Origin of the sequence: Idiomarina sp. (assembly GCF_048265525.1) — a bacterium.
In the GTDB taxonomy this organism is placed as follows: Bacteria; Pseudomonadota; Gammaproteobacteria; order Enterobacterales; family Alteromonadaceae; genus Idiomarina.
On the sequence record NZ_JBLXBI010000001.1, the window covers coordinates 421,296 to 444,985 of the forward strand.

23 protein-coding genes are annotated in these 23,690 nt (G+C 46.0%); 17 read left to right on the top strand and 6 right to left on the bottom strand.

The window, feature by feature from the left end:
• Positions 1–85: 85 nt before the first annotated feature.
• Both ACN0TF_RS02045 and ACN0TF_RS02050 read right to left on the bottom strand, forming a co-directional pair.
• Positions 86–979, bottom strand: coding sequence for a ZIP family metal transporter (locus ACN0TF_RS02045; protein WP_417440556.1), 894 nt, complete (start codon positions 977–979; stop codon positions 86–88).
• Positions 976–1,584: a superoxide dismutase gene (locus ACN0TF_RS02050; RefSeq protein ID WP_417440557.1), complete on the bottom strand. Its 609-nt coding sequence runs from the start codon at positions 1,582–1,584 to the stop codon at positions 976–978. The genes ACN0TF_RS02045 and ACN0TF_RS02050 overlap by 4 nt, the downstream gene beginning before the upstream one ends.
• Before the next feature lie 96 nt (positions 1,585–1,680).
• Between ACN0TF_RS02050 and ACN0TF_RS02055 the strand changes: the two genes are divergently transcribed.
• Complete coding sequence (locus ACN0TF_RS02055) at positions 1,681–2,124, top strand: hypothetical protein (protein ID WP_417440558.1); 444 nt, start codon at positions 1,681–1,683, stop codon at positions 2,122–2,124.
• Positions 2,125–2,202: 78 nt separating this feature from the next.
• Here ACN0TF_RS02055 and yiaY read toward each other — a convergent pair whose 3' ends face one another.
• Together yiaY and ACN0TF_RS02065 are read right to left on the bottom strand one after the other, a co-directional pair.
• Positions 2,203–3,351 (bottom strand): L-threonine dehydrogenase, encoded by a 1,149-nt coding sequence (gene yiaY, locus ACN0TF_RS02060; protein WP_417440559.1) that lies wholly within the window; start codon positions 3,349–3,351, stop codon positions 2,203–2,205.
• 190 nt (positions 3,352–3,541) lie between these two features.
• On the bottom strand, positions 3,542–5,713 hold the full coding sequence (locus ACN0TF_RS02065; protein WP_417440560.1) for a TonB-dependent siderophore receptor: 2,172 nt from the start codon (positions 5,711–5,713) through the stop codon (positions 3,542–3,544).
• Between the two features lie 169 nt (positions 5,714–5,882).
• Here ACN0TF_RS02065 and ACN0TF_RS02070 point away from each other — a divergent pair, with 169 nt between their 5' ends.
• The gene (locus ACN0TF_RS02070; RefSeq protein WP_417440561.1) at positions 5,883–7,061 is read left to right on the top strand and encodes a DUF3179 domain-containing (seleno)protein; all 1,179 of its coding nucleotides are present in this window, start codon (positions 5,883–5,885) and stop codon (positions 7,059–7,061) included.
• Between the two features lie 19 nt (positions 7,062–7,080).
• Here the strand turns inward: ACN0TF_RS02070 and ACN0TF_RS02075 are convergent, their stop codons facing one another.
• Both ACN0TF_RS02075 and ACN0TF_RS02080 read right to left on the bottom strand, forming a co-directional pair.
• A complete protein-coding gene (locus ACN0TF_RS02075) occupies positions 7,081–7,569 on the bottom strand; it encodes a hypothetical protein (protein WP_417440562.1) in 489 nt (162 codons plus the stop codon).
• Positions 7,570–7,691: 122 nt separating this feature from the next.
• Positions 7,692–10,022: a glucose/quinate/shikimate family membrane-bound PQQ-dependent dehydrogenase gene (locus ACN0TF_RS02080; protein ID WP_417440563.1), complete on the bottom strand. Its 2,331-nt coding sequence runs from the start codon at positions 10,020–10,022 to the stop codon at positions 7,692–7,694.
• Between the two features lie 114 nt (positions 10,023–10,136).
• On the opposite strand from ACN0TF_RS02080, the gene ACN0TF_RS02085 reads away from it, so the two are divergent.
• The 15 genes from ACN0TF_RS02085 to ACN0TF_RS02155 all read left to right on the top strand — a co-directional run bounded on the left by ACN0TF_RS02085 (position 10,137) and on the right by ACN0TF_RS02155 (position 23,684).
• A complete protein-coding gene (locus tag ACN0TF_RS02085) occupies positions 10,137–11,003 on the top strand; it encodes a delta-class carbonic anhydrase (RefSeq protein WP_417440564.1) in 867 nt (288 codons plus the stop codon).
• Between the two features lie 93 nt (positions 11,004–11,096).
• Positions 11,097–12,026 (top strand): hypothetical protein, encoded by a 930-nt coding sequence (locus tag ACN0TF_RS02090; protein ID WP_417440565.1) that lies wholly within the window; start codon positions 11,097–11,099, stop codon positions 12,024–12,026.
• A 28-nt stretch (positions 12,027–12,054) separates the two neighbouring features.
• A complete protein-coding gene (locus ACN0TF_RS02095; RefSeq protein WP_417440566.1) occupies positions 12,055–13,083 on the top strand; it encodes a DUF2157 domain-containing protein in 1,029 nt (342 codons plus the stop codon).
• A 5-nt stretch (positions 13,084–13,088) separates the two neighbouring features.
• On the top strand, positions 13,089–13,586 hold the full coding sequence (locus ACN0TF_RS02100) for an arsinothricin resistance N-acetyltransferase ArsN1 family B (protein WP_417441102.1): 498 nt from the start codon (positions 13,089–13,091) through the stop codon (positions 13,584–13,586).
• Between the two features lie 20 nt (positions 13,587–13,606).
• Entirely contained in the window at positions 13,607–14,659 is a 1,053-nt protein-coding gene (locus ACN0TF_RS02105; RefSeq protein WP_417440567.1) for an alpha/beta hydrolase, read from the top strand.
• A gap of 198 nt (positions 14,660–14,857) precedes the next feature.
• Positions 14,858–15,223: a cupin domain-containing protein gene (locus ACN0TF_RS02110; protein WP_417440568.1), complete on the top strand. Its 366-nt coding sequence runs from the start codon at positions 14,858–14,860 to the stop codon at positions 15,221–15,223.
• A 186-nt stretch (positions 15,224–15,409) separates the two neighbouring features.
• Complete coding sequence (locus tag ACN0TF_RS02115) at positions 15,410–16,036, top strand: HAD-IB family phosphatase (protein ID WP_417440569.1); 627 nt, start codon at positions 15,410–15,412, stop codon at positions 16,034–16,036.
• Between the two features lie 28 nt (positions 16,037–16,064).
• On the top strand, positions 16,065–16,709 hold the full coding sequence (locus ACN0TF_RS02120; protein WP_417440570.1) for a class I SAM-dependent methyltransferase: 645 nt from the start codon (positions 16,065–16,067) through the stop codon (positions 16,707–16,709).
• A gap of 47 nt (positions 16,710–16,756) precedes the next feature.
• Positions 16,757–17,161 (top strand): SecDF P1 head subdomain-containing protein, encoded by a 405-nt coding sequence (locus tag ACN0TF_RS02125; protein ID WP_417440571.1) that lies wholly within the window; start codon positions 16,757–16,759, stop codon positions 17,159–17,161.
• A gap of 196 nt (positions 17,162–17,357) precedes the next feature.
• A complete protein-coding gene (locus ACN0TF_RS02130; protein WP_417440572.1) occupies positions 17,358–18,068 on the top strand; it encodes a hypothetical protein in 711 nt (236 codons plus the stop codon).
• 37 nt (positions 18,069–18,105) lie between these two features.
• A complete protein-coding gene (locus tag ACN0TF_RS02135; RefSeq protein WP_417440573.1) occupies positions 18,106–20,076 on the top strand; it encodes a hypothetical protein in 1,971 nt (656 codons plus the stop codon).
• A gap of 25 nt (positions 20,077–20,101) precedes the next feature.
• Positions 20,102–21,103, top strand: a complete 1,002-nt coding sequence (locus ACN0TF_RS02140) for a hypothetical protein (protein WP_417440574.1) — start codon at positions 20,102–20,104, stop codon at positions 21,101–21,103.
• 55 nt (positions 21,104–21,158) lie between these two features.
• The gene (locus ACN0TF_RS02145; RefSeq protein WP_417440575.1) at positions 21,159–21,485 is read left to right on the top strand and encodes a hypothetical protein; all 327 of its coding nucleotides are present in this window, start codon (positions 21,159–21,161) and stop codon (positions 21,483–21,485) included.
• A gap of 49 nt (positions 21,486–21,534) precedes the next feature.
• Positions 21,535–22,782: a TolC family protein gene (locus tag ACN0TF_RS02150; RefSeq protein WP_417440576.1), complete on the top strand. Its 1,248-nt coding sequence runs from the start codon at positions 21,535–21,537 to the stop codon at positions 22,780–22,782.
• Positions 22,779–23,684, top strand: a complete 906-nt coding sequence (locus ACN0TF_RS02155; protein WP_417440577.1) for an efflux RND transporter periplasmic adaptor subunit — start codon at positions 22,779–22,781, stop codon at positions 23,682–23,684. Before ACN0TF_RS02150 ends, ACN0TF_RS02155 begins: the two co-directional genes overlap by 4 nt.
• The last annotated feature ends 6 nt before the right edge of the window (positions 23,685–23,690 follow it).

Genomic DNA, 23,690 nt, shown 5'->3' on the forward strand with positions numbered 1-23,690 from the left:
TCATATGGAATCGCCTTTTGAAAAGGGCCGTAACCGGATGCTTATGTCACAGCCACCTTGATGTCGCGTTAATTTAAGGGAATAGCTAATTACCCAAAGCGGTATCGAGTACAAACATCAGCACAAAACCCAGCATCAGGCCATTCGTTGCAGACATTTCGTGGCCTTGTCTGTGTGATTCGGGAATCATTTCATGACTGATGACGAACAGCATAGCGCCCGCGGCCATAGCCAGCCCCCAGGGCAGCACAGATGAGTTGCTCAATGCAATGGCGCCAATAACAGCCATTAAAGGCTCTACTAGCCCCGATAACATACCTACTCCAATGGAAAGTTTACGGCTGTAACCAGCGGCCAGTAAGGCCATGGCTACGACAAAACCTTCCGGTATGTCTTGCACCGAAATACCGGTTGCCAGAGTTGAAGCTCCAACCGTATCTTCGCCAGCGTATGCGACGCCTATTGCCAGGCCTTCGGGTATATTGTGCAGGATAATAGCAATGACAAATAACCAACTGCGTTTCAATATCAATGCCTGATGCCCTTCAGTACCTTTAATAAAGTGCTCATGCGGTACACTGCGTTCCAGAGCCATCATCAAAAAAGAGCCCAGGAGAATAGCAGCAGCTACTTTTAGCGGGCCTTGCCAAGCGGTTTGTGCGGCCACTTCAAACAAGTTTAACGCAGGTACAATGAGAGAGAAAATACTGGCCGCCAGCATGACACCAGCGCCAAACCCCAGCATTGCAGCATGTAAACGACTAGATAACTGATTGGAGAACAGAGCAGGCAGAGTGCCTAAAGCGGTTGCACCGGCAGCCACCATTCCTGCATAAAAGGCGTAGCGCACATGCTCTTGATTCTGCATTAACAGAATGAGTTGCTGCAGACCATAGCCCGCGCCCAGCAATAGGGCGCACCAGACAAGCAGCTTGCTTCCAAGCCGCCAGCCAGGTTGAAATAATTCCATTACCTTCATTCATGTTCCTCAAAACGCCTGGCAACTTCCGGCCAGTGAATCACTTCATAAAATGCTGCAATATAGTCTGCACGTTTGTTCTGATATTTTAAATAGTAAGCGTGTTCCCAAACATCCAGCCCGAGTATGGGAGTCAGTCCATCCATTAATGGACTATCTTGATTCGCTGTACTGGTTATTTCAAGTTGTCCGTTAGCATTAAGCACTAACCAGGCCCAGCCGCTACCAAACCGACTGACCGCTGCCTGAGTGAATTGCTCTTTGAAATTCTGAAAGCTACCAATGTCGCTCTCTATGGCTTTAGCCATTTTGCCCGTTGGCTCGCCACCGCCTTGAGGTGACATAACTTGCCAGAACAATGAGTGGTTAGCATGGCCACCACCATGATTACGCACAGCAGACTGCATATTACTAGGTATACTCTCAATTTGTCGTAACAGTTCAGATAAGCTCCATTTTTCGTAACGGGTGTCGGCCAGTGCATGGTTCAGACCGTTGACATAGGTCTGGTGATGTCGCTGATGGTGAATTTCCATCGTCATGGCATCGAGATGAGGTTCAAGTGCATCGTAAGTATAGGGTAACGCAGGTAATTCAAAGGACATAGTTTACTCCTGATTAAGTTGGAGTTAACGGTAATCATTATCATTTGCATTTAATTAAATTGCAAGGCATGCTGATGAGTAACGCAGGAGGTTATTATGGAACTGATACAGAATTGGAAAATGTTACAGCGTATGGGGAATTATGAGTTTGAGCAGGGACAATGGCAAAATGCCAATTATTACTATATGAATAGTATTCTCCTGCTACGGGAACATTTGAGTGATATCCTGAAACACCAGCATGAGCAGGCTGGCGAGGTTATTATTTGCCTGTCAATTGGGGTGCAGAATCTGTCTGAGACATATAATCGTCAAAATCGCGTGAATTGCTGCGTTTCTCTGTTAAGCCGGGCTTTACACAACTTTCAGCAGTTACAGAGTACGCTCTCGTCCGATCATCCGGCGGCTATAGCTCTGCTTCGCGAAGCCTGCAAGTTACGCCAGCTTATGTTTACGTATAAGGAAGAGGAGCAAACTATGCCTATGAATGGGACTACCGTTGCTGGGCATGATACATCAGCGTGTTCGCGGCTACATTAATGTAGCCGCGGGTATAGGGGTTGTTTAGTACAGTATAACAAACGTTATAAATGGACGGCTAAGCGCAAAAGACTCCGGTTAAAAAGCCGCTTTAAATATAGCAACAACGTCTTCGTGACTAGGTTGAATTGGATTGGTCAAACCACAGGCGTCTTTCATCGCATTGTCTGCCAATGTATTAAAGTCCTCTTCTTTTGCCCCTAATTCTTCCAAACCAGCCGGAATATCGACGCTTTGAGACAGCTTTACAATGGCGGCAATAGCTGCGTCAGCACCTTCTTTGTCTGTTAAGTTCTGTACTTCTGCGCCCAGTGCTTTACCAATGTCTTTCAGGCGTGGTGCGGCAACCTGACTGTTGTAGCGTTGCACATGAGGCAATAAAACCGCGTTACAGACTCCGTGCGGCAAATCATAGAATCCACCAAGTTGGTGCGCCATGGCATGCACATAACCCAGAGACGCATTGTTAAACGCCATACCCGCCAGGAACTGTGCGTAAGCCATATGCTCACGAGCTTCCATATTTGTTCCGTTATGAACCGCCTCGTGCAGGTTGTCCCGGATAATCTCTATGGCTTTGATGGCACAGGCATCGGTAACCGGTGTAGCATCGGTAGATACATAGGCTTCAACGGCATGGGTCAGCGCATCCATGCCCGTTGCTGCAGTCAAGCTGGCAGGCATACCGACCATTAACCTTGGGTCGTTAACCGACAGAATAGGCGTCACATTTTGGTCGACAATTGCCATTTTAATATGGCGTTCCGGGTCGGTAATGATGCAGAAGCGGGTCATTTCGGACGCTGTGCCTGCGGTTGTATTAATACTAATGAGTGGCAGTTGTGGCTTTTTCGAGACATCAACACCCTCATAGTCACCAATATGCCCGCCATTAGTGGCAACCAGGGCTATGCCTTTGGCGCAGTCGTGAGCTGAACCTCCACCTAATGAAATAACACAATCGCATTGATGCTTTTGCAGAACATCTAATCCGGCTTTAACGTTCGTTACTGTCGGGTTGGGTTGTACGCCATCGTAAACTAGGCTGTCTATTCCATGCTCTTTGAGCAGGGCTTCGATTTCGGCAGTAACGCCCAGTTTGGTCATGCCGGGGTCGGTGACTATCAAGGCTTGTTTAAAGCCATAGTTATCAATTTGCGTGGCCGCATCTTTAAGGGCGTTCTCGCCGATAATATTGACTGCTGGAATATAAAAAGTACTGCTCATGGCATTAGCCTTTTCTGTCAGTGAATTTATATTCTCTTATTGTGTTCCTTTGTTCCGTCAAATAGCTTGATCTGAATCAATAATTTGGCGTAAAGATAAAATCAGCACACCAGAGAGTCTGCATATAGCCCCGCTATCATAGGTAGTAGCGGGGCTATATCCATTTTTTAGATCATAAAAGGACAATACCTTAGAAGTCCCAGCGCACACTGGCACTGATATTACGTGGTTCGCCATAAGAACCGTAGTTGTATACGCCGACACTTTCAAAGTAATTCTTATCAAAAAGGTTATTAATATTTAATGACGCAGTAAGGCTGTCAGAGATCTGATAGCGCGCAAACAGGTCAGCAACCGTATAACTTTCCTGACGGGGGATTTCACCATTAGGGCCCACGCCTTGGTTTCTTGAAGGAAATACTTCACTTTGCCAGCGAAGCCCACCACCTAGAGTAAGCCCCGGCAAATTCTCTGCAAAGCTATAAGAACTGGTTATTCTTACCATATCTTCAGGCGCCTGACGGCTGACTTTTTCACCGTCATTGTTGCGGGCTACCCGGTGTGTATAACCGGCGTAAACTTGAAGTCCGGTCATAAGTTCACCTGATAGTTCAGCTTCATAACCTTTTGTTTCTACGCCGTCTTCAGCTTTATAGCGCTGTTCTGGCTGACCGTTAACAATAACTTCAATATCCGGAATAGCGACATTCTTTTGTTTAACCTGAAATACAGCGGTTGAAAAATTTAGTCGTTGGTTAAAGAATTCACCTTTTAGACCTATTTCATAGTTTTCGCCATGCACAGGGTCAAGCAAATTACCATTCCGATCTTTTTGAGTTTGAATGTTGTAGATATCGGTCAGGCTTGCGTAGGTAGAGAAATGTTCATTAATGTCGTAAACAATGCCTGCGTATGGGGTAATAACACCCGAGTCAGATTCATCCACCGCGGTGACAGGGGAGCTCATAGCCTCGGGAGTGTAGTTGTACTCTTCATGCGACCATGAGCTGGTGCGAAGTCCTACAATTAGGGACAAAGGCTCCGCTAAGTCAAATTGCGCACCACTGTAAAATCCGCTTTGCTTAGTTTCCCAGCCCCAGATATAGTCAGATGCCGATGCAAATTCTGGTTCAGGGACAGAATCCCATTCGTAAAAGCTCCATGGCTCAATTGCTGACAGTGCAGGTCGTCTGCTTCGGTCATTTTCTTCAAGGTTACTGTTCCAGCCGACAACCATTTGATGTTGGCGTCCTAAAAGCTCAAACGGACCGCTCAGCCTGAAGTCCAGAGTATATTGATTCCAGTCACCTCTGGTCGAGCTGGGGCTGGCTCCAAGTCCGAGGCCGGTGTCTCGATCAAGAAATCCGGTTACATACATTCTTTTGTCATCATAATGCCCGTCAATATGGCTGGCGTAGAAATCAAATTGCCAAAAGTTGGCAAAACGGTGCTCCAGAGAAGCAAACGTAATGTTGCGGTTGCGGTCACGATACGTCCAGTCGCTTCCGGTATTACTGGAGCGGGGGAGATCAGTACGTGTACCGTCGTTGTAATATAAAGGTACAGGCTCACCGTAACTTATCCCATCGACATGATGCTTCTGGTAGTCGACACCGAAATTGACTTCGGTATAGGGCGTGATATCAGCTTCCAGAATACCGTAAAGAATCGTTTTATCACGCTCTACGCTGTCCATGTAAGAACCGGCATCCTGATAAGCCGCAACAAAGCGTCCCCGTAACTTATCGTCAAAACCAAGACTTGAAGAGACATCGGCTTCCGCTCGGGTTAAATCCCATCGACCGGTTTTAATGTTAATAGAAGAGCGCAGGTCTTCCGTTGGTTTTTTACGAATTAAATTGATAGCGGCTGATGGATTGCCCGCCCCTTGTAGTAGACCTGCAGCGCCCCGAATCACTTCTACACGCTCATAAACTGCCATGTCAGAAAGAAAGTCGCCTTCAACGCCACCGTAAGCACCGCGCACATTAGCACCGTCAAACTGTACGTTATCAATAGAGAACCCGCGTGCGGTCGGGAAAATGCGATCTGTTTCGGCTCGGTTGACGTTAATGCCGGTGGTGTATCGTAGTGCCTGAGCAATTTCTGTTATTGCTAAGTCGTCAATCTGCTGCTGGGTAATTACGGTCATAGACTGAGGGGTTTCTCGAAGAGAAAGGTTAAGCCCGGTGGAGTAATCCATAACACGTGTTGTGTAAGAGTTTTTAATTTCAATTCTTTCCATTTCTTCGCTTTTGTTGCTGGCTTCTTGCGCGTAAGACGGCAAAGCAGCTGAAGTAGCGCCTATGCCCAGTAATACTGCTAAGTGAAGAGGGGACTTTCTTAAATGCTGAGTTATCACCTTTTTATCCTCGCCTGTAGAAAATGTCGGGAAGTTAGTATAATGTTAATGATAACTATTATCAATCGTGTTTAAGGGGGCGCTATTGCTGCTATGGCTTTACTCAATGAGATGGTGTTTACTTCGGTAATGGCATGCGCCGCTTTTTTGCTCTAACTGAGAGAACGCTATGGTATTTATCTTTTATGCACTCGCTGTTTTGTCTTTGGCAGTGGGGTCTGCGGCTATTTACATGACGCTTATTCAGGCGCTTCCTGTTCAGTGGTCGTATTATCATTATTTCATCAGAAAGCCTTTTACCTGGGCTGTGCTGGTTGCTGGTGTTATCGGTACTTTGCTAATGAGCTGGCAAATTGACGAGCTGCCTTTATGGACGTTTCCTCCTCTTATCCTAATGGCCTTGGCCGTTGTATTAGCGCATCGAGTGCATCAGGAAAACGCGTTTAAAGCTGTTGATTTCCCCTCCATGGCAGATGATCCGCTGAAGCTTCCGCTTCAGGACAACATGGAGTTGGCTGTTATTGAGTACGATGGTGTTACTAAGGCTTTCCCGCTGGACTATGTAATACATCACCATATTATTAATGATCGTTTTGATGACAAACTGGTAGCATTAACTTATTGCGCTATGTGCCACAGTATTATTCCTTTCGATGTCACCGATATTGGTCCTTTGTTTGTCGGTTCGTTTAAAAATGCGAATATGATTGTGGCTGACAAAAAAACTAGAACCTTTTTCCAGCAAGCCAGTTGTGAATCGGTTATTGGCAAGTTACACCCGTATACACTAACAATGATCCCGTTTCAGGTTTTAACCTGGAGTGAAGTGAAAAAGCTAAACCCTTGCCCTGAGGTAGTAAAAGTAACGAAACAGGACTTTAAAGCGTTTGAGCTTCCCGTTAAGGGCCTTTGGAAAAAGGTTATAGCGAATGGTTTGACCCCAGGACTGTCATCAAAAAACCGGGATAATACCTTTTCGCCCCGAACGCATGTGGTGGGCATTACCGATAAAATTGCTAACCCGCAGGTTGTGTACCTTAAAGACGAGTTACTAGAGCAGGGCGTGGTTAACAACGAAGAGTTAGGTGTTGTGCTTGTCGCTGTGAACGGCTCAGTTCTTGGTTTTAAAAGCTCAGTCGAGGGAGAGCCGGTGAGCATTGAACCCGGTGCTAGTAGCACGCTTTGCGACACAAAAAGCGGAACGGTATGGAATGTTTGCGGTAAGTTTATAAAAGGCGAAATAGAATCGAACCTGGTTCCGGTAGCTATTTCCGATGAATATTGGTTCTCCTGGAAGCTGTTTCACCCGGGAAGTCAGCTGGTTCGATTGCGAGAGAAGAAGAGTTGAATGCCAGAAATAATCATTTTTAGGACATAATCAAGGACATAACTTCCGCAACTGCTTTGTCATCTAAGTCCATTTGATCAACCGTTTCGCTGAGTTGGAGCATGGCCTGGCTAAGTGCGGTATTATAGCTACTGATTTCCTTTTGCAGAGCGTCTATTCGAGCCTTGCGTTCTTCATCGCTCAGGGCGCTATCGTTCATAACATCCTGCAATTCCTGTTGTTTTTCCTTAAGCTTTTCTCTGTACTCCGCTATCCGTTTTAGTAAGTCTTTTAGCCCTGTGGGAAGGCTACTTTCGTCAATTTTTTCCTTCTTAGAAAGAAGCGAGCTTTCCCCTTTTTCAGAGGCAGAGGTAAGTTCTTTAACCAAAGGTGACAGGTCAACATAAAAACTGGCGCTACTACTGGTTTTGTCGCTCGCAGGTTGGCTATTCGTTGTTGTGCTGAGTGGCTTAGTATTTATAGAAGGCACACTGGAAGAGGCGGTCTTCGTGTATAAAGAGATGGGCATGGCACTCTCTCCAGAAGGTTAAAGGCTATTTCCGTAGGTTTGCCTTAGTATCGGCAACGTTTGCGAATACTTGAGTTCGTCCTTGGAAATAGCCTTTAGCTTACAACTCGCGCCTATATTGTTTAGCGTTTGAGTTTATAGGCAATCACATAATCGCCAATAGTGGTGCCAATAGAGCCGTGACCACCGGCTACCTGAACCACCATTTGTTCACCCTGGCTGTTCAAGTAAGTCATTGGTGTGGCTTGTCCGCCAGCTGGCAAGCGTGCACGCCAAAGTTCTTCACCGGTGGATAAGTCATAAGCGCGCAGATAGTTATCGACAGCGGCTGCCATAAAGACCACACCACCTTCGGTGATGATAGGGCCACCAATACCGGGGACGCCCATTTTAATTGGCAGCGGAAGCGGTGTCAGGTCACGGACAGTACCGTTCTTATGCTTGTATACGGTTTCGCCTGTTTTCAGGTCAACACCTGCCACATAGCCCCATGGTGGCTGCTGACAGGGGACGCCGGCAGGAGAAAGCAAAGGCTTCATATCCACCGCATAAGGTGCACCGTCGTTTGAGTTCAGTCCTTGTTCTCCCTGGTTGGCCGGACCCATGTCGGAGCCGTCTTTTTTAACCAGCGTTTGTGTGAAGGCCAGGTATAAAGGCATACCGAACATAACCTGACGTTTTGGGTCTACTGCAACACTGCCCCAGTTGAAGACCCCGAAGTTACCCGGGTACACCAATGTGCCTTGTTCTGATGGCGGTGTGTACTGGCCTTCATAGCGTAGAGACTTAAACTGAATACGGCACATCATCTGATCCAGCGGCGTCGCTCCCCACATGTCTTTTTCAGTCATGGTAGGAGGACGGAAGGTTAGCGCTGAAATTGGCTGTGTTGGCGAGGCATTATCCAGAGCCACCGTTCCCTGAGGTGCTGATTTTTCGGTAATAGGGAATATAGGTTCACCGGTTTCACGGTTCAGCACATACACATCGCCTTGCTTAGTGGGTACCACAAGAGCTGGTTGTCTTCCGCTTAAAGTGTCTAAGTCGAGCAATACCGGCTGGGCAGGGGTATCCATGTCCCACAGGTCATGATGAACAAATTGTTGTACCCATTCTACTTGTCCGGTTTCAAGGCTTAGCGCAACCACAGAGCTGGAATATTTCTCTTCATTTTCAGAGCGGTACCAACCCAACTGATCGGGTGTGCGGTTACCCATAGGAAAGTAAATAAGACCCAGCTCTTCATCAGCACTGGCTACCGACCAGCTGTTAGGGGAACTGGTAGTGTAAACTTCATCCTCGGCAATAGGAGCGGTTTCATCCGGGGTACCGGAATCCCAGTTCCATACCAGCTCGCCAGTTTTTACGTCATAGGCACGAATAACGCCGGAAGGTGAGTTTTTATCGTAGTTGTCGTTTACGGAGCCTGCAACCACCACTACGCCATTCGCCACAACTGGCGGCGACGTAGAGTAATAATAACCGGCTTGTTTGAACGGCATATTGTGGGTTAAATCCAGTTCACCGTTATCGGCAAAGTTAGCACAACGTGCGCCGCTGGTTGGGTCAATCGCAATTAAGCGGGCATCGGAAGTGGGCAGAAAGAGTTCGGCGTCACACTGTACTGGTGCCAGAGTTTCGGCTGCTATATCCAGCTTTTCCGCAGACGGCGCTTCACCGGAGCTGGGGGGCAGATACGAAACCCCGCGACAGGTCTGATGCTGGCGCTGGCTTTCCGGTGGTACTTTGGCGTCAAATACCCAGCGTTTAGAGCCGTTGTCGGCATCCAGTGCGACTAACCAGTTGTGCGGCGTACATAAATAAAGCGTATCGCCAATTTTCAATGGGGTTGCTTCATAGGTGGTTTCACCCACGTCTTTAGGGCCTTTCATATCACCAGTGCGGTAACGCCAGGCTTCTTCTAGTTGCCCCACATTTTCGGTGGTGATTTTATCCAGTGGCGAATAACGCTGGCCCATATTCGTCCGGCCGTAAGCGTACCAACTGTCTTCCGGGGCGTTGCCCCGTTTAGGTGACTCGCTGTCTACTTGAGTATCCAATTTGCCGGATAAGTCATGCGGGTTCGCGAAAAGGCTGCCTAGTGTCATTAGTGCGAGTATCGCCCACACCGGGAGCAATACTTTTCGCCCGCCATTGTCTGCCACTTTGGAGAGTAGCAAAGGTATGGCCAGCACCAAAAATAAACCTATGCGGGGTGCTAATGCCCACCAGTCATACCCAGATTCCCACAATGACCACAGCATGGTGAGGATCAGAAATACAGCGAACAAAGTGCGGGTAAACGGGTGCCGTTTGTAACCAAGCCAACCATTTAGTAGTAAGACCAGACCCGCCAGAAGGTAATAGGGACTGCCGCCAAGTGTGAGCAGGTAGACGCCACCTGCCGTTAAGGCGAGGCCGAGGAGTGAGACCAGAACAGAGAATAAAATCATAGCTATCATTCCATATATTGAAATGCATACAGATGTGAGCGACTATTCTAGCAGATGGAATACCAACTCACCCCGAAATTTGGGGTGATACCACTCTCATTGAGGAGTAAGCCCATGAAAACGAATAAGCTTTTTACGCTGGCAATTCTAGTTGTATTACCCTTTAGTGTTGCTGCGGAGAACGATGATTCTGACGCTCACGAGCAAGCGTCCGATAAAGTTATTGAGCAACAGCGGCTTAACCTGGCGGAAAATACCAGAGAGGAAGGGTTTGGTCCCCAGTCACCGCGTGATATTGACTCTTTTAGTGGTAGCAATACTCTTAACTTTAACGCGGCACCAGAGTCTTCTGAGATGAGCCTGTGCAATATTCATTTCCACAAGAATGCCGAGCACAAAGGCGGTGAATTTACAAAATACGCTGGTAACGGCGACGGAAAAGGTTATTTTACTGGTTATGAATATTCAGGGCAGTTAACTGAGGATGAACTAGAACCAGAGGATTCGAACGTTTGCCCAAGCGAACATGGAAGCCTTTATTCAGGCGACACTATTGAAGTTCATTACGTTTATTCAACCGCTAAGATAAAACCAGGTTCGACCTTGGGCGCGTGCTTTAACGATGCTGTTGTTAACCCGCAGTTGCGAGTAGAAGCGCAGGTTTTTGTGCTGGTGAATGATGACGACGCCGGTGATTTTGGCGAGCTCAGCGAACATGAATTGGTTGACGGGTTATACCAGGCCGTGAATATTCCAGACGATACCGGAACGCCAGTTGAATACGCAGGTTCAACTACCGGGCCCAACTATAATGAAAAAGGCTCGCCGTTTCAGGTTACCTGGAGCGTTCGCCCTAAGGTCGCCAAAGTTGATATTGAGTCGGTGGGTGACTGGTGCGAAGGTAATGTCTTTGAAGAAGATCATGCTCATGGGGTAAGAAACCTGGTAACGGCTCCTGAGATGCTTTCCGAAATAAAATAATAGCGACAGTGATGCGATTGTGGATGTAAGTTATAGAGTGTAAAGCTGGAAAACTGGAGGCTGAAGATGCCTAATTTTTTATCGGATAAATTAATGTCTACTGCTTTAAAATGCAGTTCTCAGCTTATGCTCGGAGCGCTCCTGATTGGCATTCTTGGCTTTACATCTCAGTCTTATGCTCAGAGTTCTCAGGGCGCCACCCTGGATACAAGCTCACATGCAAAATTAGCACAGTCGCTGGAAGAGCTTTCTTACACGACGACTAAAGCCGACTACGAAGCTATGATACAAACGTTGAACCTGATGGTGATTGATCGGTCCCATGGGGAAGTATTTCGGCCTTTGCCTTATGCAGTAAAAGAGGTAGGTGACATTGTGCACGGTATGACTCCGACTGAGATTATTGAGCTGGGGCAATCACTGGAAAGGCCTACGGGGACTGAATTGGTAGACCAACTCTATTTAATGTCGATACGACCACGCACAGAAGAGCAGAGCGAGAGAATCTACTCGCAAATTTTGCTCATTGCCCTTGCGGGTTCTGCGTCAGACCTTAAGTTTTCCGAGGACGTTTCAAGTGATATTTCTCTCTATAGCGGTTCTTCGTCCCCTAACAAGAAACTGCAAGGAAATGTAAAAAAAGTGAGTCGCACTCTGATACCCACATTAGAGAAATGCTCTTTAGCGGCTGAGGAGTTGAGAGCTAGTGGCCAGGATAATCTTAGTGACTTTCCTAAACTTGTGACTATGAATAGTATTATTGATGTGATGGCTGATCGCCTGAGTAACATGGAAGAATTTAAACGCTACAGGGATACGCTTTACTCTTATTTCTCGGTGTATTTTTCCAGTCGGTCAGATCGACGAGTTTGTAAGAATACTCTTTTACCAGGACTGGGACTGGAAGAAGAGGATGAAAAATCACTCCTTTTGTGCGCAGTATACGACTCATTGAATACTTGTATGACCGAATTGCGTCATGAACAAAGAGTAATAAGAGGGGCGGTTTCAGAAACGCCGTGAATAAAACTGAATAAAAAAGAGATGGACTATGAACATTACAAGGAAGAACTTAAGCGAAGCGGCAGATAAAAACATCATCTCGACTTCGCAAGCTGACGCTCTTTTTGAATTCTTTAAAGAGCGACATCAGGACAAACCTCAGTTTACCTTTAATCATGTGCTGTATTATCTGGGCGGGCTGATTGCTATTGGCGCAATGACGCTGTTTATGAACCTGGGGTGGGAATCTTTCGGTGGCGCCGGCATTGTTCTGATATCCGTTCTTTATGCCGCTATTGGCTTAAAGCTTACTCATGTTTTCTCCGCTAAAAGCTTATCTATTCCCGCAGGAATCTGTGCCACCTTTGTGGTTTGCTTAACGCCGTTGGCTATTTATGGCCTCCAGCAATGGTTGGGAGTGTGGCCCGACGAAACTGTCTATCGTGAGTATCACCGGTACATAAAGTGGCACTGGATATACATGGAACTGGCTACCTTGGCTGTCGGTGTCATCATGGCGTGGAAGTACAAATATCCGTTTTTAGTTATGCCTATAGCTGTGACACTTTGGTATATGACTATGGATATTACAGTCATGATTGCTGGCGGTGACATCAGTTGGGAACTAAGAAAACTCGTATCGCTGTACACCGGGCTATTAATGATAGGTCTTGCATTCTGGGTGGACATTCGTGCGCGTGATACCGCCGACTATGCTTTCTGGATTTATATCTTCGGTGCTTTGGCTTTTTGGGGCGGTCTATCCTTTATGGAATCGGACAGTGAACTGTCAAAATTTGTCTATTTCTGCGTAAACCTTCTGATGATAGGTGTTGGTGTATTGCTGGTTCGCCGGGTATTTGTGGTGCTTGGAGCCCTTGGCAGTTGCTTCTATCTTGGCTATTTAGCTCAGGATGTTTTCCAGGATAGCTGGCTATTTCCAGCCGCTTTAACGGTTATTGGTCTGGGTATTATTTATTTAGGCATTCTCTGGCAAAAGCACGAAAGAACCATTACTAAAAAGTCACGTGCGATGCTTCCTGTGGCGTTACGGGAGTTGTTGGAGGCAAGGTCTTGACGGTTATGATTAGAGATGCGAATCAAGGTGACTCAGATGCTATTGCCGATATTTATAATTATTATATCGAAAATACGTCGATTACATTTGAAGAAACACCGGTTTTAGGTTCCCAGATGCAGCAGAGAATTGACGACGTGCAGGGAAGTAACTTGCCCTGGCTCGTTGTGTTGGACAACGAGATTATCGTTGGTTATGCCTATGCGACAAAATGGAAAGATCGAAGCGCATATCGGTTTTCCGTAGAAATAACAGTTTATCTTGCCCACCAAATGCGAGGGCGGGGGCTTGGTAAAAAGCTCTATGAGGCACTTTTTTTCAGGCTCAGAGAACACGTAATTCATACGGTAATTGGCGGTATAACACTTCCAAATCCGTCAAGTGTCTCGCTACATGAGAAAGTGGGAATGAAAAAAGTGGCTCATTTTGAAAAGGTTGGTTTTAAGTTTAATGAATGGCGGGACGTTGGGTACTGGCAGCTGATACTGAATAGCTCTCGATAAATTTCAATTTAGAAACAAGGATGAGTATTTTGAATATTTCCCTAGTGAGAAAGGCTTTTCTATTATTAACGTGTTTGACGTTTGTATCTGCTTGTTCCTCAATCACAATTAAGGAAGAAAGTTTTCTTAGAGACAGGCAACACAGTACACTTTATCAACTGATACGCTATGAGGGCAGCACTAAAGACGAGGTTTCTGAAAGAACGTATTATTCCGTTGAAGAAATAGATAAATCGTTAATTAAGTTACAGAAAAAAGGGTTTGTGGAGTATCGTTCCGGCGGCTGGTGGATAACGGAAAAATATCGTAAAGAAGAACCTGATTATACTACTTCAATTGAGAAATTTCGTATTCAGGATATCCAGTCTGGCCTTTCTGAGCATGATTTTTCGTTAAAACGCATTGATAATGACCGAATTCAGGTTGCTGCCTATTTATCAAACTCTCCAAAAGAAACTTTGGTTATATTTCCCGGTAATGGCTTTAACATTGTTCCTGATATTTTGGAAGTGAAGAAGTTTCTTGCACCTCACCGTAATGTGTTTGTAATGGACTACCCTGGAATGGGAGACAGTCAGGGAAGGTTAACAATAGAGAGTTTACGAGCGTCGGCTAAGAGTTTTATTGACTACGTAGCCGTTCAAGATTCAGTAAAAAATACAAAACTTATTATCTATGGGTTTTCACTTGGAGGTTTCGTTGCCACCGAAATAGCCTCCCAACTTGAATTAGATGCCCTTATTCTGGACTCTACAGCCCCTGACATGCAAAGTTGGGTAGACGCTAATGTACCGCTGTATGCTAAGGCCATCGTTAATGTTGAGGTCGATGAGAAACTAAAATCTGTTAGTAATCTTGGTGTTATTTCGACTATAGGTTGTCCGATATTATTCATTGTTGGTGCTGACGATGAGATCACACCCCCTGCATTGATGTCTAAACTGGAGAGCTCAGCTAAGAATTCGAAATATACCGAAATGGTAATTCTAGAAGGAGTTTCACATGGAGAGAGTTTAGATCATTCGAAGTTTAAAACAACCATTGGAACGTTTATACACAATGCTTCAAATTAATAGCAAACTTTCCCTTTTGATTGAGGATTTCATGTTTTGATATGAGGCACTTGTTTCATTGACTTAAGTGAATGATAGAAGTTATCTGTGTTCTGTAGCGGTAAATTCATAGACAGATCTGGATTGCGTGGCCGATAGTGTGCTTGTGCTATTCAAACAGATTAGGCGTGGAGCTGTGTAATAAAAAGGGGAATACCAATGCCATCAAACGTCGTTAACTTAGCCGAAAAGCTTAGTCAGTTTTCCGAACACTGGTCGCCTCGAGTTGTTGCTGAAATGAACGACTATCAAATTAAGGTCGTTAAAATTCAGGGTGAATTTGTCTGGCACGATCATAAAGACACTGATGAAGTTTTTCTGGTGCTAAAAGGAAGAATGAGTATTGAGCTTAGGGATAGCGTCGTGCAGCTAGCCGAGGGCGAAATGTATGTGGTACCTAAAGGTGTAGAGCATAAACCCTTTGCTGAGAGTGAATGCCAGGTACTTCTAATTGAACCAAGTGGCGTTATCAATACAGGGGAGGCCGGTGGTGAGCTTAAGGCGAAGAACGATGTTTGGGTTTGAGGTTAATTCGTAACCTGCTACAGTTGAATCAGTCTTTAGGCAGCAAAGAGCTGAGTCTAGATGAAGCCTTCGAATAATAACTGCGCGGTGGTTGCTTCAACGGTATTTAGATTATCGTTACAACGCTTTAGAGCCAAACCTGCAAAAAATTGATTGATGAAAGTGGATTCGGGATAGCTTAACTTAATGAACTTAGCTCTCTTTGACTTTGACGGCACAATAACTAACCAGGACACTTACACAAAGTTCCTGCTTTACGCAACCCCTAAGCACCGCGTTATAGTAGCTCTGATTTTAGCCTCACCAATTATTATTCTGTATAAACTGGGTCTTTTAAAAGCCTCACGAGCGAGGCCTGCTTTATCCCGAATTGTATTCTGGAACCGCCGGGCACCTGAAGTTTTAGAATCGGCAAAAGAGTTTGCCGAACACTATTTGCCCAGTGTTACAAGAGAAGAAGCACTTGCAAAAATTGAATGGCATAAAGAGCGCGGCGACGAAATTTATGTGGTGTCAGCATCGTTAAATTCATATTTATCGTTTTGGTGTAAGGCTCAGGGTATTAAGTTCATATCCAGTGAACTGGAGCTTAAAGACAATAAATTAACAGGCCGTTATGTTTTCGGCGACTGCAGCCTGGGCAATAAGGTGAAAGGGATTAAACGTACCCTCGATTTGTCAGCTTTTGAAACCATATTTGCCTATGGTGATACCGAAGAATACATGCCCATGTTGGCATTAGCGGATGAAAAGTACTTTAGGTGGCAACGTATATCTGAATTAGCAGAGTCTTCTGCTGGTTTGAAAAATTAAAATGTTATTTGTTAATGGGTAACCGAAAATGGATCCACATACTCTGGCTTCACAGCTACGTCACCCTAGTGGAGAGCATGCCGCTGAAGTCGCTTTAAACATGAACAGTGCAAACGGTCAGTTGAACGTAAAATGCATAAATCTTTTAAACCTACAACATTCAGAGTCACTGCTTGAAATTGGTCCCGGCAATGGAGTTTTTGCTGCTGACATAATCAAACGGGCTGATAACCTCTCCTATACCGGCGTTGACTGGTCAGCAGATATGATTGCCGAAGCGAAACGCATGAACGAAGATATAGTGACTTCGGGGCAAGCGACATTTCAGCAGGGCAATTCCTCTCAACTCAATTTTGATAGTAATGTATTCGATAAGGTTCTGACCGTTCATACTCTCTACTTTTGGGACAAACCGCTTGAACATTTAGCGGAAATTCGACGTGTTCTTAAACCTCAAGGGCTATTTTGCCTCGCTTTTGGCGATAGTTCGTTTATGAAAGACTTACCTTTTGTGCCTTATGGTTTTGAGCTATACGATAAAGAACTTGCCTGTAACTTGTTGCAAGAATCGGGGTTTAGATTACTAAATGCGGAGTATTATGTAGAGCAGGGCGTTAGTAATACAGGTGAAGTCGTTGATAAAATAATAAATATCATTATCTGCGAAGCTTAACTAGAAAGCCGGAAACCCTTTTACCGAATCAATTACAGGAGCAAAACTTGGCCAACTTTAAATACATTATGGTTTTTGCTGTGTTGGTAAGTACCTTCACATATGCGGACGATATCGCGATAGCAGAGGACAAAGCAGAACACGAAGAAAAGTACTGTGATTTTAACTTATATTTACCAGCAAAGAGTGAGGGAACCCCGGATACCTTACTCTTAGAGCGTTCCGATCTTAGTTCGTTAAATACAACTACCGACAATAATACGGTTCAATGGACAATAGAAGTGGCCGACCATGCCCTTGCTAAGTGGGAGGCTGCAAGTGCTGACCATATTGGTTTAAGTATGCTGATTTATTGTGGTGATAAATTGATATCAAGCCCTGTAGTCAGAGCTCCTCTCGGAAAGAAGTTTAGAGTGACCGGAATGGACGAAGGCGCTCGTCGCATACGTTAGTTCCTCCAGGCAGTTATGTAGAAACTTAGGGTTAAGTTTCTGTAAAGGTGTCGACAACTGTATTGGAGCTAGGTATTAAGTTGGGTAAACTCAGTTTACAAAATGACAACACGGTACCAATGGAAGGTGCATAGTAAGTTTTCTTCCGTTAGCTGTATTGTGAAGATCCGCGCTATTACTAATAAGGGAATGTCTTATGTCGATGCACGAGTTTGAAGACCTTGTTGAGTCGTCGGTTAACTGCCTGGCTCAGTCGAAAACAAAGACGAGCAAGGAACTGCGCTCGCTGTTCTGGAACCTCTATCAATTTCAGGAATGTTGGGATACTGGTTTCACTCACCTTCGTGTTATCGATACCCTGTTGAAACACAACTTTGTTTACCAATTTAAACTCACCCAACACCCTGACTACGCCGCGCATAAAGCCTTTTTCGATAGCGTACGCGACTTTACTTTTGTTGGACTTCACCCTGAAGAAAAGTGGAACGGCGAGACGAACCCCACCGTCGGTTACATTGAACCACCTTACCTATATTGCGATGCCGGCTCACCGCTCTGGCAGAAATTTGTCGAAGCAGGCTTGCTTACGGGCGACGATGCATTGCCGCCGGTGGAAATGGCTATTCAGGATACGGCAAAAGAAGTCATTGTTGAGGCAAAAGAGCAGAATAACCCTGAATTAATCAGCCTGTGGTATTCCGCATTAGGTTTATATTTATGGTCTTTTCACGAGGAAGCGCAGCTGGAAGAGGTTAAGTCGGATGCATCCATTAAGGCAATTAGAGACATTGTTCAGGAAACCGGGGCGCTTGATCTTGATCCGGGTCATGGCTTTTTACAGCAACCGCCATCGGAAGCTTTAGAAGAATATCCGTACTTGTCCTGGTGGTTTCAAATAAACGAGTAGCGCACAAAGATGTACCAAAAAAATAGGTAGGGAAACAGTGAATATATACAAAGTTTTGGGTGTTGCCGTTGCTAGCGCATTGCTGAGCGCTGGTTGCGCAGAAAGCAAGGAAGCTAAGCAGGAGGGTCGAACCGTGTATGAGCAAATTCAACAACGCGATGAGCTTCACGACACCCGTTTTGAAATATTAAAAGGGCTTGAGGACGAAGAGCTCGGACGTGCATTGTACGGTCAGGAAATGTCTAACTTCCAGTGGATGATGGACGTTTTTGTCTTTTATGCCGGAATAGAAAAAGTTGAATACACTCAGCCGGAGTTTTTCCATTTAAACCGATACAGTGACAGAGACGCAATGACTGAAGCGTACTTGCAGAGCCTGGTAGCGGTAAACAGCTGGAGACACCTCGCCTGCATGCCATATTCAAACGAACAGGGCTTTACTTTGAATCCTGGCTTTGAATTTCCGTTTCGCTACGGCCTGACATACACCAAGTTGGTTTTCGACAACGGTGATACCTTGGACTTTCCTGAATATGCAAGCTTTCCTGATACGGCAAATAATAGGCAGGCATTGGGCGATATTGTCGATACACGAGAAGAATTTTGTTTCACCGATGCACGCGATGAGAAGTCTCCCAGACCAGTTGCTGTAAAAGGAGAGTTTTATGCAGAATTGCCGGGACAGATGATTACATTTGAACTCGGCGCCGAAGATGTTGGAGAAACTCTGGAGCGGGACGGCTTTTTAATTAACGTGCTGGAGTTTGGAGAAAACTATTACGTAGTTGAAATTAGTACTGAAGACGGCACCGACCCTTCTAAATTGTTCGGAAATGAAGATGTTCTTGCTGAGGCCGTTACAGCCAATGGTGATTACCTTGCCTGGCGGTCAACGCGACGTCGGCCTATGTCTGAGGTTTATCAGGAAAACGACTTGCTGGAAGAGGTAATAGCAAAGGCTAAACAGGGAAATATCGATTTAGAAGCTGTAAAAAAGGATTTTGAGGCCTGGCAAAAAGACAGTAAAGAGGCGCGCGCCGGTAAAATTTACTTAGGCAGGGCCTTTAACGGACAAGTAGACAAAGGATTGTTAACGCTATTAGTGTACGGTGAAGAAAGCAAAAAAGTGGAACGTGAGTTAGAGCTTCCTGTGCTTGATATGCCATATTCCCGGACTTACGAGATTAGCCTGGGTGATATACCAGAGATTGAGCTAACAGCTCCGGTTTACAATGATCGTCTGCCTGTTACAGCATCCCGTACCGAATTAAATGCACAAGAAATTTCAGATTTAATGACATTACTGCATTTCCGGGGATATGAGTTCGACGACCCGAAAAGACAGGATGTTGAAACCCCCGGAGTTATAAGGTGGTTTTACCCCAATGTACAAAGCGATGTGTTTATTGAAAGTGGCAACCGGGTCGCGGCATCTGCAATGGCCGGTCATAAGTTCTTTGATGAAAATAATGAGCCAGTGCAGGATGCCGCTGAAGTTGAGTTAAAGAAAAGTGGGAACCTCGAAAACACGGACTTAGAGAGCATTGAGTTTGCTTATGACTTTAAAGCGCACAGTATTGATTATTATCCAAAAAGGTTCACAACTAAACCTGCTCGCTTTAAAGCTGCGCTTCCGGTGCTTATTGCTCCTAACCTGACGAAAGAAAGCTATGCTAAAGACGAATTGCCGCAAGGCGTAAGTCTAAAAGGTAACCGACTCATTATTGACTACGCGGAGTTTGAGCCGCGCGAAACGATAGAAAGAAAAGCGTACGAACAAGAACGTCGTCGGAATGAGGTTTTTGTTAAGGATAGCAAGGGATACCTCAAGGAAGTAACGAGGCAGTCTTTTGTGTATGCTCATGGTCGGAACAAGCCACCGGTAGATGTTTACTATTTTTATGGCGAGCCCGAAACCTTTGAAGTTTGGTATATGGGGGAGGCCAAATTTATCGACTATGACGTAGATATTGACTTGAATTCTAGTGGCACGCAGGACGTAAAGTAGCTTAGATACTTAAAGGATTGATGTTGTGACAGAGTATACAGATAAGGATTTAAAGTCCTGCGTGGAAGCCGGTATTTTAACGGGGCAGCAATACGCAGACGTAAAGGCTTACGTACATCGCGGTGATGAGTCTGATAATAACCGGCGGGAAAGCGAGTACTTTCGGTTAATTTCCGGGTTTAATGACATTTTTGTGGTGGTGGCCTGCGTTCTGGTACTGGCCGCCGTAGGCAGTTTGTTCAGCCATATTACAAGCTTGAACCCTAGTTTGGGAGTTGCAATTGGTGCCTGGATTCTGGCTGAGTATTTTGTTCGCCGGCAACGTATGGCGCTACCGGCAGTTGCGCTAGCGCTGGCATTTGGCGGGGCCTGCCTCTTTTTCTTCTATGAGGCTTTCTATTTTGAGGGTTGGCTGATCGGTGCTCTATCCTTACTCGCTGCTGTGCTGCAAGTGCTTTTCTGGTGGCGTTTTCGGGTACCGGTGACAATTGCCGTGCTTGCGGGCTGTCTTGTTTTTACTGCGCAACTATTAATTGCCGGTACAACTAACGGTGTGCCTGTCAGCATTCCGTTGCTGCAATTAGCAATGGGTATAGCTGTCTTTGCTTTCGCTATGTGGTGGGATCTGAAAGATCCTGAACGTCAGAATTACCGCGCCGACGTTGCCTTCTGGTTGCACATGTTGGCGGCACCATTGGTCGTTTCAGGCGCGTTTTCTTTCGTGACCATGTACGGTAACGAAACACTTTCGCTGTGGCATGCGGCTGGCGTGACAATGGTTTATGTATCCTTGGCTCTGGTGTCACTATGGGTAGACAGACGAGCTCTGATGCTGGCGGCGCTCGGCGTACTGGTTTTTACTTACAGCAATGTGTTGTCGGAATATGGCGTAGTAAGCCTGAACTTTGCCATTACCGGTCTGGTGGTCGGTGTTGGACTGCTTGCGCTTTCTGTGTACTGGCAACGCTGTCGTATCGCAGCGTTAACGCTGTTACCCGGGCGGTTACAACAAAAAATCGCTAAGTAAAAAGGTCATCGTTCTGCGCTAGCGTTTGCGGCTTAAGTTCGATAAAGTAGAGGGCATGAAAATCCCATGGTTACTCATTACAGTCATCCTGATACACAGCTTTTTTACCTGTGCGTCTGTGGTTGGCCATATGGAAGACGCAAGCCACAATAGTGTGGATGTTGTTTTTGATGTCAACCATGGTTTGGAACATAGCCCGAATTCTTCATCTTTAGATCTTGAGCAGGGGCACGACCACCAGTTTCATGCGCACGTTAGTTGCATTACTGGTTATGGCATTAGTGTCTCTGCTTGTCCCGTTATTACCGAAGCTCAACCTACCGCTGTGATTTTTGATAAGGGTTTAGCCCATCAACCGCCGGTTCCCCCACCAAACGCTTAATCTCCATTTCTACCGTCATTTTTAAATAGCGAACAATTGGAGAAAAAACATGAAGCGTTTGAGCTTCGTGGTGGTCTTTCTGGGTGCCATATTGGTGTTTCCGGTTAGTGCTGCCGCGTCAGATTTAACTTTAAGTGATGCATTAAACCGCACACTGAAGAGTAACCCCGATTTACAAAAGTACGATTACCAACAGCAGGCCGCCGAGGCACTGACTCTGCAGGCTGGGTTTTCACCTAACCCGAGAGTTGGACTGGAAGTTGAAAACTTTGCTGGCTCTGGTGAAAGCTCCGGTCTGGATAGTGCGCAGATGACGCTGTCCTTCTCTCAGGTCATTGAGTTAGGTGAGAAACGCCAGCAGCGTATGAATGCGGCTACAGCCGAAGAAAAAGTGCAACAGGCCGAGTTTGAATACCAGCGCATTGAGGTACTGGCACAAACAACACAACGCTTTTACCAAGTACTCAAGTTGCAGGAGTTTATTAGCCTTAGCAAGCAGCAACTCCATCGTACGGATAGTTTGTTAGAAACAGCACAGGAGCGGGCAAATGCCGGCGCAGTGGCAAACTCTGAGGTAACCCGTATCCAACTTCAGCGCGAGAGCCAACGGGCTGATATAGAGGAACTAAAAGGCCAGTTAGCTAAAGCGCAGGCAAAGCTCAGTGCAATGTGGGCTGAGCAGCCAAACTTTAACCAAGTTTCGGGGACTTTTTATTTCCCTTTAAACTTGCCGAAGCAATCTGACGTTCTAAATGCAGTGAATAAGGCACCTGAATATTTACGCCTGTTAGATTCCGAGCGCTTATTGCAGGCTCAGGCAAAGGCATTGGAAGCAGACTCCACCTCTGATTTAAGTCTGGGATTTGGCGTGCGTTACAACAGTCAGTCGGATGATACCGGTTTTGTTGTTGAAGCTTCGATGCCATTGCAACTGCAAGATCCTAATATCGGGCGTATTCAGCAGCGTCGGGTGTTGCATCAATCGAACCTGCAGCAGCAAAAACTAGTGCGAACTCAGTTGCGTTCGCTGGCACTGGCGCTAATAAACAGCCTGCAAACCCACCAAAACTACCGACAAAAAGTGAAAGACACGCTATTGCCACTGGCACAGCAATTGGTCGAACAAACGAACCAGGGCTATGTGCGTGGCACGCATTCGTTATTGCAGGTGCTGGATGCGCAGAATGAGCTAGCTCAGCTCGAGTACCAAAGAGTTTCGCGGGAGCACGCCATATACAGCGATGTCATTCAGCTGGAACGTATGACCGGACAAGCATTTTTAGGAGAACAGCAGTGAAACTATCAACTTACTTTTTAGCAGCTGCTTTGTTGGCTGTCTGTAGTTACCCCAAAAAAATCTGGGCGTCGGAAGATGACCACCATGAAAAGTCGCATACCGAACTGAGCGATAAAGCTATTGAAAACGCCGACCTGAGCATGGGGAAAGTTAGCTCTCAACGCATGGCGGTGACTCAAACCGTATTCGGTGTAATTGCCCCGGAAAATAACAATATTGCGCATATTAGCGCCCGCTATAAAGGCATTGTGAGTTCGCTTAATGCCAACATTGGCGACTCGGTTGAAAAGGGCGATGTACTTGCCGTAGTCGAAAACGTCAGTACAGGTACCAGGTTCAATGTAGTCAGCCCCATTAGTGGCGAGGTTTCTGAACGATTTACTAATGTTGGTGAGTTAGTAGAGCAGCAACCTTTATTTCAGGTAATTAATACCGCTTCAGTTTGGGTAGAGTTGTCAGCTTTTCCCGAAAACGTGGAAGCAATGCAGGAAGGGCAGACTGCCGAAGTATATGACTTACACCACCATAAAACGGTAAGCGGTACAGTATCTTACATTGCACCTCAGATGACCGGCGGTCACATAGCCCGGGCACGCGTCGTGTTGCCCAATAAGTCCGGACATTGGCGGCCGGGAATGCACGTTAAAGCGGATGTCACAACTGACACCTTTACTGCCGATGTCGCGGTTAAGTCCGATGCCATTCAGACCTTGAACGGAGAAACCGTAGTTTTTATCCGCGACGGGAACCGGTTTGAAGCCAGTGAGATCAAAACCGGTCGCAAATCGGGCGACTACGTGGAGGTTCTTTCGGGGCTTGAGCCAGGCGCTGAGTATGTCATTGGCAACAGTTATTTGATTAAAGCCGACATTCTCAAACAGGGTGCAGGGCACAGCCACTAAGGGGAC